12 protein-coding genes and 1 pseudogene are annotated in these 12,059 nt (G+C 69.7%); 11 read left to right on the forward strand and 2 right to left on the reverse strand.

The window, feature by feature from the left end; all coding sequences use genetic code 11:
* Positions 1 to 5: 5 nt before the first annotated feature.
* The 11 genes from ftsW (at position 6) to ACOJVU_RS01065 (ending at position 10,936) form a co-directional block, all read left to right on the forward strand.
* Positions 6 to 1,592, forward strand: coding sequence for a putative lipid II flippase FtsW (gene ftsW, locus ACOJVU_RS01015; RefSeq protein WP_421528057.1), 1,587 nt, complete (start codon positions 6 to 8; stop codon positions 1,590 to 1,592).
* On the forward strand, positions 1,589 to 2,803 hold the full coding sequence (gene murG, locus ACOJVU_RS01020; RefSeq protein ID WP_421528058.1) for an undecaprenyldiphospho-muramoylpentapeptide beta-N-acetylglucosaminyltransferase: 1,215 nt from the start codon (positions 1,589 to 1,591) through the stop codon (positions 2,801 to 2,803). Before ftsW ends, murG begins: the two co-directional genes overlap by 4 nt.
* Positions 2,804 to 2,841: 38 nt before the next feature.
* Positions 2,842 to 4,293 carry a UDP-N-acetylmuramate--L-alanine ligase gene (gene murC, locus ACOJVU_RS01025; RefSeq protein ID WP_421528074.1) on the forward strand — a complete coding sequence of 484 codons (1,452 nt, stop codon included), beginning with the start codon at positions 2,842 to 2,844 and terminating at the stop codon, positions 4,291 to 4,293.
* Positions 4,290 to 5,246 carry a cell division protein FtsQ/DivIB gene (locus ACOJVU_RS01030; protein ID WP_421528059.1) on the forward strand — a complete coding sequence of 319 codons (957 nt, stop codon included), beginning with the start codon at positions 4,290 to 4,292 and terminating at the stop codon, positions 5,244 to 5,246. Before murC ends, ACOJVU_RS01030 begins: the two co-directional genes overlap by 4 nt.
* Before the next feature lie 248 nt (positions 5,247 to 5,494).
* Complete coding sequence (gene ftsZ, locus ACOJVU_RS01035; RefSeq protein WP_421528060.1) at positions 5,495 to 6,661, forward strand: cell division protein FtsZ; 1,167 nt, start codon at positions 5,495 to 5,497, stop codon at positions 6,659 to 6,661.
* An 88-nt stretch (positions 6,662 to 6,749) separates the two neighbouring features.
* Positions 6,750 to 7,457: a peptidoglycan editing factor PgeF gene (gene pgeF, locus ACOJVU_RS01040; RefSeq protein ID WP_421528061.1), complete on the forward strand. Its 708-nt coding sequence runs from the start codon at positions 6,750 to 6,752 to the stop codon at positions 7,455 to 7,457.
* Positions 7,454 to 8,248, forward strand: a complete 795-nt coding sequence (locus tag ACOJVU_RS01045; RefSeq protein WP_421528062.1) for a YggS family pyridoxal phosphate-dependent enzyme — start codon at positions 7,454 to 7,456, stop codon at positions 8,246 to 8,248. The genes pgeF and ACOJVU_RS01045 overlap by 4 nt, the downstream gene beginning before the upstream one ends.
* Before the next feature lie 77 nt (positions 8,249 to 8,325).
* Entirely contained in the window at positions 8,326 to 8,979 is a 654-nt protein-coding gene (locus tag ACOJVU_RS01050) for a cell division protein SepF (RefSeq protein WP_421528063.1), read from the forward strand.
* A 152-nt stretch (positions 8,980 to 9,131) separates the two neighbouring features.
* Positions 9,132 to 9,437: a YggT family protein gene (locus ACOJVU_RS01055; protein ID WP_421528064.1), complete on the forward strand. Its 306-nt coding sequence runs from the start codon at positions 9,132 to 9,134 to the stop codon at positions 9,435 to 9,437.
* 258 nt (positions 9,438 to 9,695) lie between these two features.
* On the forward strand, positions 9,696 to 10,511 hold the full coding sequence (locus tag ACOJVU_RS01060; RefSeq protein ID WP_421528065.1) for a DivIVA domain-containing protein: 816 nt from the start codon (positions 9,696 to 9,698) through the stop codon (positions 10,509 to 10,511).
* Positions 10,512 to 10,582: 71 nt separating this feature from the next.
* On the forward strand, positions 10,583 to 10,936 hold the full coding sequence (locus ACOJVU_RS01065) for a hypothetical protein (RefSeq protein ID WP_421528066.1): 354 nt from the start codon (positions 10,583 to 10,585) through the stop codon (positions 10,934 to 10,936).
* A gap of 226 nt (positions 10,937 to 11,162) precedes the next feature.
* On the opposite strand, the gene ACOJVU_RS01070 is transcribed toward ACOJVU_RS01065, so the two are convergent.
* Together ACOJVU_RS01070 and ACOJVU_RS01075 are read right to left on the reverse strand one after the other, a co-directional pair.
* Positions 11,163 to 11,597 (reverse strand): type II toxin-antitoxin system VapC family toxin, encoded by a 435-nt coding sequence (locus tag ACOJVU_RS01070; RefSeq protein ID WP_421528067.1) that lies wholly within the window; start codon positions 11,595 to 11,597, stop codon positions 11,163 to 11,165.
* A gap of 3 nt (positions 11,598 to 11,600) precedes the next feature.
* Positions 11,601 to 11,906: pseudogene (locus ACOJVU_RS01075) on the reverse strand (type II toxin-antitoxin system Phd/YefM family antitoxin); the annotation flags it as partial.
* Between the last annotated feature and the right edge of the window lie 153 nt (positions 11,907 to 12,059).

Here is a 12,059-nt window from a genome sequence, read left to right on the forward strand (position 1 = left end):
CGGGTGTGGACAACGCGCTGACCCGGCTGCTGGGCCGGGGCAAGAAAGCCGAGTCGGCCGAAACCGGTCCGACGGCTGACATGCCTACGCCGGACACCGCCGACGCCGACACAGGGAAGCTGTCGAGCAAGGCGAACGCCGACGTCGAAAAGTTCGCGCCGCACCACCGGTTCGGCGCCTGGCTAAACCGGCCGATGGCCTCGTTTCACCTGATCATCGCCATCGCCGGGCTGCTGACGACGCTGGGCCTCATCATGGTGCTGTCGGCCTCGGGTGTGCGGTCCTACGACTCCGACGGATCGGCGTGGGTCATCTTCGGCAAGCAGGTTCTGTGGACGACCATCGGGCTCGGTGGGGCTTACGTGGCGCTGAGAATGCCGGTGCGGTTGCTGCGCCGTGTCGCGTTCACCGGTTACCTGATCACCGTCATCTTGCTGGTGCTGGTGCTGGTGCCCGGAATCGGCAACCTGGCCAACGGGTCCCGCAAATGGTTCGTCGTCGGTGGGCTGTCGATGCAGCCCTCCGAACTGGCGAAGATCGCGCTGGCCGTCTGGGGTGCGCACCTGTTGGCGGCCCGGCGGCTGGAGCGGGCCTCGCTGCGCGAGATGCTGATTCCGCTGGTGCCCGCCGCCGTCATCTCGCTCGCGCTGATCGTGGCCCAGCCCGACCTCGGACAGACGGTGTCGCTGGGCATCATCCTGCTGGCCCTGCTGTGGTACGGCGGTCTGCCGCTTCGCGTCTTCGGCACCTCGCTGCTGGCGGTCTTCGCCGCGGGCGCGGTTCTGGCGATGTCCGCCGGCTACCGCTCCGAGCGGGTGCGGTCCTGGATCAACCCCGAGAGCGACCCGCAGGACACCGGCTACCAGGCTCGTCAGGCGAAGTTCGCGCTTGCCCACGGCGGCATCTTCGGCGACGGCCTCGGCCAGGGCGTGGCCAAGTGGAATTACCTGCCCAACGCGCACAACGACTTCATCTTCGCGATCGTCGGCGAGGAGCTCGGGTTCATCGGCGCGTTCGGGCTGCTGGTGCTTTTCGGGCTCTTCGCCTACACGGGGATGCGGATCGCGCGCCGGTCGGCGGACCCGTTCCTGCGGCTGTTGACCGCCACCACGACGATGTGGGTGTTGGGTCAGGCGTTCATCAACATCGGCTATGTGGTCGGAATCCTACCGGTCACCGGCATCCAGTTGCCACTCATTTCTGCCGGTGGGACATCAACGGCCACAACGCTTTTCATGATCGGCATCATGGCCAACGCGGCCCGCCACGAGCCGGAGGCGCTGGCCGCCCTGCGAGCCGGGCGCGACGACAAGGTCAACCGGTTGCTCCGGTTGCCGCTGCCGCAGCCGTACGTGCCGACCCGCCTGGAGTCGTTCCGGGATCGCAAGGGCGACCGCGCGCAGACGGCAAAGGCGCCCGTGCGCAAAGTCGCCCGTATCTCCGAGGCGGCGCCGCGCCCGGCCACCCGGCCGGCCCGGCAGGCTGGGGGGGACGCCCGCCTGCGGGCCAGGCATCATGGATCTGTCCAGCGTCACGCCGGTCAGCGCCAAACGGCGCGCGCTCGCGCACTGGAAGGTCAGCGTTACGGGTGAACGACATCATCGCAAAGTCCGCCGGCGGGCCGGGGCCAAGGCTCTCGCCCGCCGGCGCCTTGTCGGTCGTGCTCGCCGGCGGCGGGACCGCCGGGCATGTGGAGCCCGCGATGGCTGTGGCCGATGCGCTGGCCGCGCTGGATCCGCAGGTCCGGATCACCGCGTTGGGTACCGCGCGCGGACTCGAGACCAGGCTGGTGCCCGAGCGCGGCTACCACCTCGAGATGATCACACCGGTACCGCTGCCGCGGAAACCCAGCGGGGACCTGGCCCGGCTGCCACCGCGGGTGTGGCGAGCCGTCCGGGAGACCCGCGCGGTTCTCGACGGCGTGGAGGCTGACGTGGTGATCGGGTTCGGCGGTTACGTCGCCCTGCCGGCCTACCTCGCCGCGCGCGGGATGCCGCGGCTGCGCCGCCGCATCCCGGTGCTGATCCACGAAGCCAACGCGCGAGCCGGGCTGGCGAACCGCGTCGGTGCCCGCACCGCCGACCGGGTGCTCTCGGCGGTACCCGACTGCGGGCTGGCGCGCGCCGAAGTTGTCGGTGTGCCGGTGCGTGCGGCCATCACCGCGCTGGACCGTGCGGCGCTGCGTGCCGAGGCGCGGGCGCACTTCGGTTTCGCCGAAGACGCGCGGGTGCTGCTGGTGTTCGGCGGCTCGCAGGGCGCGGTGTCCCTGAACCGGGCCGTGGCCGGGGCCGCCGCCGACCTGGCCGCCGCGGGCGTCGCGGTGCTGCATGCGCACGGCCCCAAGAACACTCTCGACCGCCGTCGTCCCGGGCCGGGCGACCCGCCCTACGTGGCGGTGCCCTACCTGGACCGGATGGACCTGGCCTATGCGGCCGCAGACTTGGTCATCTGCCGATCCGGGGCGATGACGGTCGCCGAGGTCTCGGCCGTCGGCCTGCCGGCCGTCTACGTCCCGCTGCCGATCGGCAACGGCGAACAGCGGCTCAACGCGCTGCCGGTGGTCAACGCCGGCGGAGGCATGGTGGTGGCCGACGCCGAACTGACCCCGGAGCTGGTCGCCCGGCAGGCCGCCGGGCTCCTCAACGACCCGCCGCGGTTGGCGGCGATGACGGCAGCCGCCGCCCGGGTGGGCCATCCCGACGCGGCGCGCCAGGTCGCCCGGGCGGCGCTGGACATCGCGGGCCGGGCCCGGCGGGCGCGCCACCGATCGGCATCCGGCCGGGGGGCCGGAGGGGCGTCGTGAACGCCCGCCCGCTGCCGCCCGAGCTGCAACGGGTGCACATGGTCGGCATCGGGGGTGCCGGAATGTCGGGCATCGCCCGCATCCTGCTGGACCGGGGCGCCCTGGTCTCCGGGTCGGATGCCAAGGAATCACGCGGCGTGCACGCCCTGCGGGCCCGGGGCGCACTGGTTCGCATCGGACACGATTCCTCGGCGCTGGACCTGTTGCCGGGCGGCGCCACGGCAGTCATCACCACCTACGCCGCCATCCCGAAGACCAACCCCGAGCTCGTCGAGGCCCGGCGCCGCGGGATCCCGGTGTTGCTGCGACCCGCCGTGTTGGCCAGGCTGATGGACGGGCACACCACGCTGATGGTCACCGGTACGCACGGTAAGACGACCACGACATCGATGCTGATCGTGGCACTGCAGCACTGCGGACTCGACCCGTCGTTCGCGGTCGGCGGGGAGCTCGGCGAGGCCGGGACCAACGCCCACCACGGCAGCGGCGACTGCTTCGTCGCCGAGGCCGACGAGAGCGACGGCTCGCTGCTGGAGTACCGGCCCGACGTCGCCGTGGTGACCAACATCGAGACCGATCACCTGGATTTCTACGGCAGCGCCGACGCCTACGTCGGGGTGTTCGACTCCTTCGTGGAGCGGCTGGCGCCCGGGGGAGCGCTGGTGGTCTGCGCCGACGACCCCGGTGCGGCCGCATTGGCCGAGCGCAGCGCCGAGCTCGGTGTCCGGGTGCTGCGCTACGGGTCGGTGTCCGACCGCCCCGGCGCGCCGCTGGCCGGCGTGCTGCTGTCCTGGGGCCAGCAGGGCACCGATGCGGTCGCCCACATCCAGTTGGCCCCGGATCTCGACCCGGCGGCGCGCCCGCGCGTGATGCGGCTGTCGGTGGCGGGCCGGCACATGGCGCTCAACGCGCTGGGTGCGCTGCTGGCGGCGACCCAGATCGGCGCCCCCGCCGACGAGGTGCTCGACGGGCTGGCCGGCTTCGAGGGTGTGCGCCGCCGCTTCGAACTGGTCGGGACGTCCTCGGACGGCCACGCGCCGGTGCGGGTGTTCGACGACTACGCCCACCACCCGACGGAGATCAGCGCCACGCTGGCAGCAGTGCGCACGGTGCTCGACCAGGCCGGCGAGGGTCGCTGCATCGTGGTTTTCCAGCCCCACTTATATTCGCGCACAAAGGCTTTCGCTGTCGAGTTCGGTCACGCGCTGGATGCCGCTGACGAGGTGTTCGTCCTCGACGTCTACGGGGCACGCGAGCGACCGCTCGCAGGTGTCAGCGGCGCCACCGTCGCCGCGCACGTCGGTGCGCCGGTCCGCTACCTGCCGGACTTCTCCGCGGTGGCCGCAGAGGTGGCCGCAACCGCCGGCCCCGGTGACGTCATCGTCACCATGGGCGCGGGCGATGTGACACTGCTGGGGCCCGAGATCGTGACGGCGCTGCGGGTGCGGGCCAACCGTAGCGCGCCCGGCCGGCCGGGCGCGCCGCGATGACCCAGCCGGACCCTCCGCCGGGCGCGTCGGCTGTCGAGGCTTGCGAGGGCGCCGACAGTCTCGCTGTCGGCGACGCCGTCACCGGACCGTCGGCCGACGGCGGCCAGGAGACGGCACCCGACGGAGGGCAGGACGAGTTCGAGGGCCCGCGCCGGCGGGCCCGGCGGGAACGGGCCGAGCGTCGCGCCGCGCAGGCGCGTGCCACCGTCATCGAGGAGGCGCGCCGCGAAGCCAAGCGCCGCGCCGGCGGGCACGCACCAGCCCAGCCCAAACCCGTGGCCCGGGGCGTCGTACAGGGCCTGAAAATGCTGCTTGCCACGGTCGCGCTGGTGGTTGTCGGGATCGGGCTGGGGTTGGTGCTGTATTTCACGCCAGCGATGTCGGCCCGTGACATCGTGGTCAGTGGAACCGGGGCAGTCACCCGCGAAGAGGTCCTGGCGGTGGCGCGGGTGCGGCCAGGAACGCCGCTGCTGCAGATCAACACCGAGCAGGTCGCCGACCGGGTGGCCACGATCCGGCGGGTGGCCAGCGCCCGCGTGCAGCGGCACTATCCCTCGGCGCTGCGGATCACGATCGTCGAGCGGGTTCCGGTGACCGTCGTGGACTTCCCGGACGGTCCGCACCTGTTCGACCACGACGGCGTCGACTTCGCCACCGCGCCGCCGCCACCCGCGCTGCCCTACCTCGACGTCGCCAGCCCCGGACCGGGCGACCCGGCGACCAAGGCCGCGCTGCAGGTGTTGACCGCGCTGAGCCCGGATGTGGTGGCCCAGGTCAGCCGCGCCGCGGTCCCCTCGGTGTCCTCGATCACCCTGACGCTGGGCGACGGCCGGGTGGTGATCTGGGGGACCACCGACCGTACCGCTGAGAAGGCCGAAAAGCTCGCCGCGCTGCTGACCCAGCCGGGGCGGATCTACGACGTGTCCAGCCCGGACCTGCCGACCGTCAAGTAGCGCCGTGGCGAATACGTCCCCGGCGGCACGCATTCCCGGGAGAAAAAAACCGTGTCGCGCGTCGGCGCGCCTGCGGGGTTAGCGGGCGTCGTACCCATACCGTTCTGTTTGCGCGGGACTACCTGACATAACTCTAATCCTGAGGTAGAGGTTAAGGGTTTGCCAGGCGGGCGCCCCGCCACCATCCGGAGCAGCCTACGGGGAGATCCCCGGCCGGGACACCAGCCCATCAGGGAGGAAAACGAATGATGACCCCCCCGCACAACTACCTCGCCGTCATCAAGGTCGTGGGTATCGGTGGCGGCGGTGTCAACGCCGTCAACCGGATGATCGAACAGGGTCTCAAGGGTGTGGAGTTCATCGCGATCAACACCGACGCGCAGGCGTTGTTGATGAGCGACGCCGACGTCAAACTCGACGTGGGCCGCGACTCGACGCGTGGGCTCGGCGCCGGTGCCGACCCCGAAGTCGGCCGGAAGGCCGCCGACGACGCCAAGGACGAGATCGAAGAACTGCTGCGCGGGGCGGACATGGTGTTCGTCACCGCCGGCGAAGGGGGCGGGACCGGCACCGGTGGCGCCCCCGTCGTCGCCAGCATTGCCCGCAAACTGGGCGCGTTGACCGTCGGGGTTGTCACCCGGCCGTTCTCTTTCGAGGGCAAGCGGCGCAGCAATCAGGCCGAGAACGGCATCAGCGCACTGCGCGAGAGCTGTGACACGCTCATCGTGATCCCCAACGACCGACTGCTGCAGATGGGCGACGCCGCCGTCTCGCTGATGGACGCCTTCCGCAGCGCCGACGAGGTACTGCTCAACGGCGTGCAGGGCATCACCGACCTGATCACCACGCCTGGCCTGATCAATGTCGACTTCGCCGACGTCAAGGGCATCATGTCCGGCGCGGGTACCGCGCTGATGGGCATCGGCTCGGCCCGCGGGGAGGGCCGCTCGCTCAAGGCCGCCGAAATCGCCATCAACTCGCCCCTGCTGGAGGCCTCGATGGAGGGTGCCCAGGGCGTGCTGATGTCGATCGCCGGCGGAAGCGACCTGGGCCTGTTCGAGATCAACGAGGCGGCGTCGTTGGTGCAGGATGCCGCACACCAGGACGCCAACATCATCTTCGGCACCGTGATCGACGACTCGCTCGGCGACGAGGTGCGGGTCACGGTGATCGCTGCCGGCTTCGACGCCGCCGGACCGGGCCGCAGGCAGGTTGTGGGTGACGCCGCCGACGGCGGCGCCGCGGCCGGTGGCGGCGGGTCCCACCGGATCGAGTCGGCGAAGGCGGGCAAGCTCAGCTCGACGCTGTTCGAGCCGGTCGACGCGGTCAGCGTGCCGCTACACACCAACGGGTCGACACTGAACATCGGCGGCGACGACGACGACGTCGACGTGCCGCCCTTCATGCGCCGCTGAGGCCGTGGAGGTCACAATGCGGTCCCGACCTCCACAGACAACGGTGTCGGGGTCGCGTGGCGGCCAACGTCTTCCGGATACTGGTGGAGTGAGCCTTCGGATCCGGCGATTGACGACCACCCGCGCCGGCGGTGTGTCCAAGCCGCCGTTCGACACCTTCAACCTCGGCGACCACGTCGGCGACGACCCGGATGCCGTCGCGGCCAACCGGACCCGCCTGGCCGCGGCCATCGGCCTCGGTGCCGACCGGGTGGTGTGGATGGACCAGGTACACGGTGACCGCGTCGAGGTCGTCGACGGACCGCGTGACGCCGCCGTCGGCGAGACCGACGCGTTGGTGACCGGCACGACCCGGCTGGCACTGGCGGTGGTGACGGCCGACTGCGTGCCGGTGCTGCTGGCGGACGTGCGTGCCGGGGTGGTCGCGGCGGTCCATGCCGGTCGGGTGGGCGCGCAGCGCGGTGTCGTGAACCGCGCCGTGGCGGCCATGCAGCGCCTGGGCGCGCGCCCCCCCGACATCTCGGCGCTGCTGGGCCCGGCGGTCAGCGGGGCCAACTACGAAGTGCCCGCCGCGATGGCCGACGAGGTCGATGCGGCGCTCCCGGGCAGCCGCACCACCACCTCGGCCGGAACTCCCGGGCTCGACCTGCGCGCCGGCATCGTGCGCCGGCTTCGTGACCTGGGCGTCACGTCGATCGACGTCGACCCGCGCTGCACTGTGGCCGACCCGATGTTGTTCAGCCACCGCCGGGAGGCGCCGACGGGCCGGCTGGCGTCACTGGTCTGGATGGAATGACTGCCGTGGCGGAGGACATGACGGTAGCGGGCTACGGCGGCGCCCGCGAAGCGGATTTGACGCACGCCCTGGCCGCCCTGCGGTCGCGGCTCGCGGCGGCGGCCGACGCGGCGGGCCGCAACATCGCCGACATCGAACTTCTCCCGATCACCAAGTTCTTTCCCGCCACCGACGTCGCGATCCTGGCCCGCCTGGGCTGCCGGGCCGTCGGCGAGTCGCGGGAACAGGAGGCCTCGGCAAAGGTGGCCGAACTCGCCCGGCTCGCGGTCGTCTCGCCGCGCACGGTGTTGCCGCCCATCAACTGGCACATGGTGGGCCAGATCCAGCGCAACAAGGCCCGATCGGTGGCCCAGTGGGCGCACACCGCGCATTCGATCGACAGCGCGCGGCTGGTGACCGCCCTCGACCGGGCGGTCACCAGGGCGCTGGCAGACGGGGGTCGGCAGCAGCCGCTACGCGTCTACGTCCAGGTCAGCCTCGACGGGGACGTGTCGCGCGGCGGCGTCGACATCGGTACCCCGGGAGCGGTGGACGAGCTGTGCGCGCAGGTCGCCGGCGCCGAATCCCTGGAACTGGTCGGGCTGATGGCCGTCCCGCCGCTGACCTGGGAACCCGAGGTGGCTTTCGATCGGCTCCAGGCGCAACACCGGCAAGTTCTGCAGTCGCATCCCGAAGCGGTCGGGCTGTCGGCCGGAATGTCGGCCGACTTCGAAATCGCCGTCAAACATGGTTCGACGTGTGTGCGTGTCGGTACCGCGCTATTGGGTCCACGGCCGCTACCGTCACCCTGAGTAGTCACTGTCGTCACATCTTCATCACAGACAACACCATTGCGAGAACCTTCCCAGGGCTAGAAGGGGTCACCACGATGAGCACACTGCATAAGGTCAAGGCCTATTTCGGCATGGCCCCGATGGAGGATTACGACGACGAGTACTACGACGACCATGTGCCCTCCCGCGGTTTCCCGCGCCCGCGCTTCGACGACGGGTACGGCCGCTATGAGGGACACGACTACGAAGACCTCCGGGACCCGCGCGGCGAGCCGGCCGACTATGCGCCACCCGGGTATCGCGGCGGGTATGCGGAGGAGGCCCGATACGGTTCGGTGCACCCCCGCGAGTACGAGCGTCCCGACATGCCCCGGCAACAACGCTTCGGTTCGTGGCTGCGCAACTCCACCCGAGGGGCGCTGGCGATGGACCCGCGCCGGATGGCGATGCTGTTCGACGAGGGCAGTCCGATGTCGAAGATCACCACGCTGCGGCCCAAGGACTACAGCGAGGCCCGGACCATCGGCGAGCGGTTCCGCGACGGCACCCCGGTGATCATGGACCTGGTCTCGATGGACAACGCCGACGCCAAACGGCTGGTCGACTTCGCGGCCGGTCTGGCGTTCGCGCTGCGCGGCTCGTTCGACAAGGTCGCGACCAAAGTGTTCCTGCTGTCACCCGCCGACGTCGACGTGACGCCCGAGGAGCGCCGGCGGATCGCCGAGACCGGCTTCTACGCCTACCAGTAGCGCCGGCCGCGGCGTGGTGCGGCCGGGTCGCGCAGCCCGCCAGGACGGACCGCGCCTGACGCAGATGTGTGCCCGCGGCCGCAGTCGGTACGCTGACGTTGACCGTCAAGTGTGCGGCACTTGACATCTCATCGGTAAGGTCGGGTCTTTCGTTGGTTCTGTTCTTTCAGATTCTCGGGTTCGCGCTGTTCATCTTCTGGCTGCTGCTCATCGCCAGGGTGGTCGTCGAGTTCATCCGCTCGTTCAGCCGTGATTGGCATCCCACCGGCGTCACCGTGGTGATCCTGGAGATCATCATGTCGATCACCGATCCGCCGGTGAAGCTACTGCGCAGGCTGATACCGCAGCTCACCATCGGCGCGGTGCGATTCGACCTGTCCATCATGGTGCTGCTGCTCGTCGCCTTCATCGGGATGCAACTGGCGTTCGGCGCGGCCGCGTCAGCAACGCTTCCCTAGTGGCCGAATCGGCGCTCGAATCCGGGTTCCGGACGGGCGACGGTTCGGCGACGCTTTAGCCTCGATTCGGCGCCGGCAATTTCAAATTTCCGCGGGTTGGGATTTCATTGGCGTCAATGTCAGAAATCCGTTCCAGTTTATTGGCCGAATCGGCAACGTTCGGTTCTGGTGTGACAGGATGGGCGGCAGTTGCACGACGGGTAGCACTCCGTTCTACACTTTCCAGAACGTTTGACAGGTACTTGAGGGGACGAAACAATGCCGCTGACACCAGCCGACGTCCACAATGTGGCGTTCAGTAAGCCACCCATCGGCAAGCGGGGCTACAACGAAGACGAGGTGGACGCCTTCCTCGACCTTGTGGAAGCCGAGCTGACACGGCTCATCGAAGAGAATTCCGATTTGCGCCAGCGGATCGAGGAACTCGATCAGGAGCTCGCCTCCGGTGGCGGCGCCGGAACAGCGGTGGCGTCCCAGCCCACTCAGGCGATTCCCGTCGCCGAGCCCGAGCCCGAGCCCGAGCCGGCCAAGCCGGTGCCTGTCGTGGCCGCTGCGCCCGCGGAATCGGGTGGCAGCACCGAGGAGCAGGCCATGAAGGCCGCGCGCGTGCTGGCCTTGGCGCAGGACACCGCCGACCGGCTCACCGGCACGGCCAAGGCCGAATCGGAGAAAATGCTCACCGATGCGCGCGCCAACGCCGACCAGATCCTCGCCGAGGCCCGCAACACCGCCGAGACCACGGTCGCCGAGGCCCGGCAGCGCGCCGAGGCGATGCTGTCCGACGCCCAGACCCGCTCGGAGGCGCAGCTGCGCCAGGCCCAGGAGAAAGCCGACGCGCTGCAGGCCGACGCCGAGCGTAAACACTCCGAGATCATGGGAACCATCAACCAGCAGCGCACGGTGCTGGAAGGCCGCCTGGAACAGCTGCGCACCTTCGAACGCGAGTACCGCACGCGGCTCAAGACCTATCTGGAATCTCAGCTCGAGGAGCTCGGCCAGCGCGGATCTGCGGCCCCCGTCGACTCCAGCGCCGACTCCGGCGGGTTTGACCAGTTCAACCGGGGCAAAAACTAGCGGAACCGCACGGTTGGCACACTCGAGCCAACCTGTACCCGAAACGTCCCTCGTCGGCTGGAGGATGACCGATGCTGATCATCGCGTTGGTGTTGGCCCTCGTCGGGCTGGTCGCGTTGGTGTTCGCGGTCGTGACCAGCAACGAGCTGGTGGCGTGGGTGTGCATCGGCGCCAGTGTCCTGGGCGTGGTGCTGCTGATCGTTGACGCGCTGCGGGAACGCCAGCAGCGTGCTGCCGGCGACGAGGAGGGCGACGAGCCTGCCGCGAACGAAGAGGGCGAGTACGTCGACTACCCGGAGGAAGGTGCGGACGAACGGCCCGCCACTGCGGGTGCCGCCGATGCCAACGTCACGGAGTCGTTCGAGGAAGCCGGCACCGACGCATCCGTAGCCACCGACGGCCGCGGCGACGAGCCGGCACCGTAGCCACTGCGGGCCTCAACCGGGCGGTGCGCCGAGAAGTTCGCGGACCCCGTCGATCGCCACGATCGTCTGTATTCCGCCCAGTGCGCACCCGCGGCCCGTGGGTCGACCGTTCGGGATGGTACCCGAAGGGACACTTGGCCGATTGCGACACGGTTCGTGACGTGGTGAATCGGTACGTGACCGTCGTCCGTGCCGGGCTGACCCGCTCTGACGTCGAGCGGTCGGGCTAGGGGTCGAGTTGGGCGGGGGCGACTCGGCACCCGGCGGCTTGGGCTCCGGTGTGCAGGCGTCGGTCCCAGACGGCGACGATCAGGTCGGGTTCGCCGACAGCCAACGCGCTGGCCAGATGAACTGCGTCGGCTCCGCGCAAGGCATGGGCTCGCGCGAGGTGGCCGGCGTGTTGTTGAACCGTCGCGGTGAGTTCGACTGGGCGGGTCGCGGCCCAGAAGTCCTCCAAGCCACGCTCGGCATCGGCGAGCTCGTATTCGGTTAGGTCGTGATTGCGGGCCGCTGCAGCGAGTGCGGAGCGGACTTCGGGGTAGGCCAGGCGGCTGGACAAGGCGGCGTCGCAGCCGTCCCAGAGTGCGGTCGCCAGCGCGCTCCCTGTCTCAGTGGTGAGAAGTTTGACGAAGGCGCTGGCGTCGAAGTAGACCAGCGGCACCGGTCAGCGCCGCTGGTCGCTGACCCGGTCGGACACCGGCCGTCGCGGTCGGGGCCCGGGCCGACCCGCAGCGACGGGCCGCTGCGCGGTGGCCTTGCCAATCACGCCTGCGGCCGTGAGACGCTCCAAGGTGCCTGCGCTGTCCAGTGCAGCCAGTCGCGCGACCGGAATCCCACGGTCGGTGATGACGACCTCGCCACCAGCCCGCGCTCGATCGAGCCAATCGCTGAGATGCGCGCGCAACTCGGTCACGGATACATCCACACGGTGAACTGTACACTCATTGAGCCGTGATTTGTACATGTCACTACTGAGTGTGGTGCCGTTCCCGCCGTACGACAGATTTAGGACACAAACGCGATGCCCTGTCGATATCAGCAAACGCAAAAGGTCGGCTCTGATCGAGCTCAGAGTGAGTTTTCTATGTTTTTAACGAACAAGTTGTGTCCGAGGGGGGACTTG

It is taken from the genome of Mycobacterium sp. THU-M104 (assembly GCF_049197365.1).
Lineage (GTDB): Bacteria > Actinomycetota > Actinomycetes > Mycobacteriales > Mycobacteriaceae > Mycobacterium.

Coding starts and splice junctions, on each gene's coding strand:
- ACOJVU_RS01065 (WP_421528066.1), top strand. CDS start 10,583: ATGCTGATCATCGCGTTGGTGTTGGCCCTCGTCGGGCTGGTCGCGTTG.
- ftsZ (WP_421528060.1), top strand. CDS start 5,495: ATGACCCCCCCGCACAACTACCTCGCCGTCATCAAGGTCGTGGGTATC.
- murC (WP_421528074.1), top strand. CDS start 2,842: ATGGTCGGCATCGGGGGTGCCGGAATGTCGGGCATCGCCCGCATCCTG.
- ACOJVU_RS01060 (WP_421528065.1), top strand. CDS start 9,696: ATGCCGCTGACACCAGCCGACGTCCACAATGTGGCGTTCAGTAAGCCA.
- ACOJVU_RS01045 (WP_421528062.1), top strand. CDS start 7,454: ATGACTGCCGTGGCGGAGGACATGACGGTAGCGGGCTACGGCGGCGCC.
- ACOJVU_RS01030 (WP_421528059.1), top strand. CDS start 4,290: ATGACCCAGCCGGACCCTCCGCCGGGCGCGTCGGCTGTCGAGGCTTGC.
- ACOJVU_RS01050 (WP_421528063.1), top strand. CDS start 8,326: ATGAGCACACTGCATAAGGTCAAGGCCTATTTCGGCATGGCCCCGATG.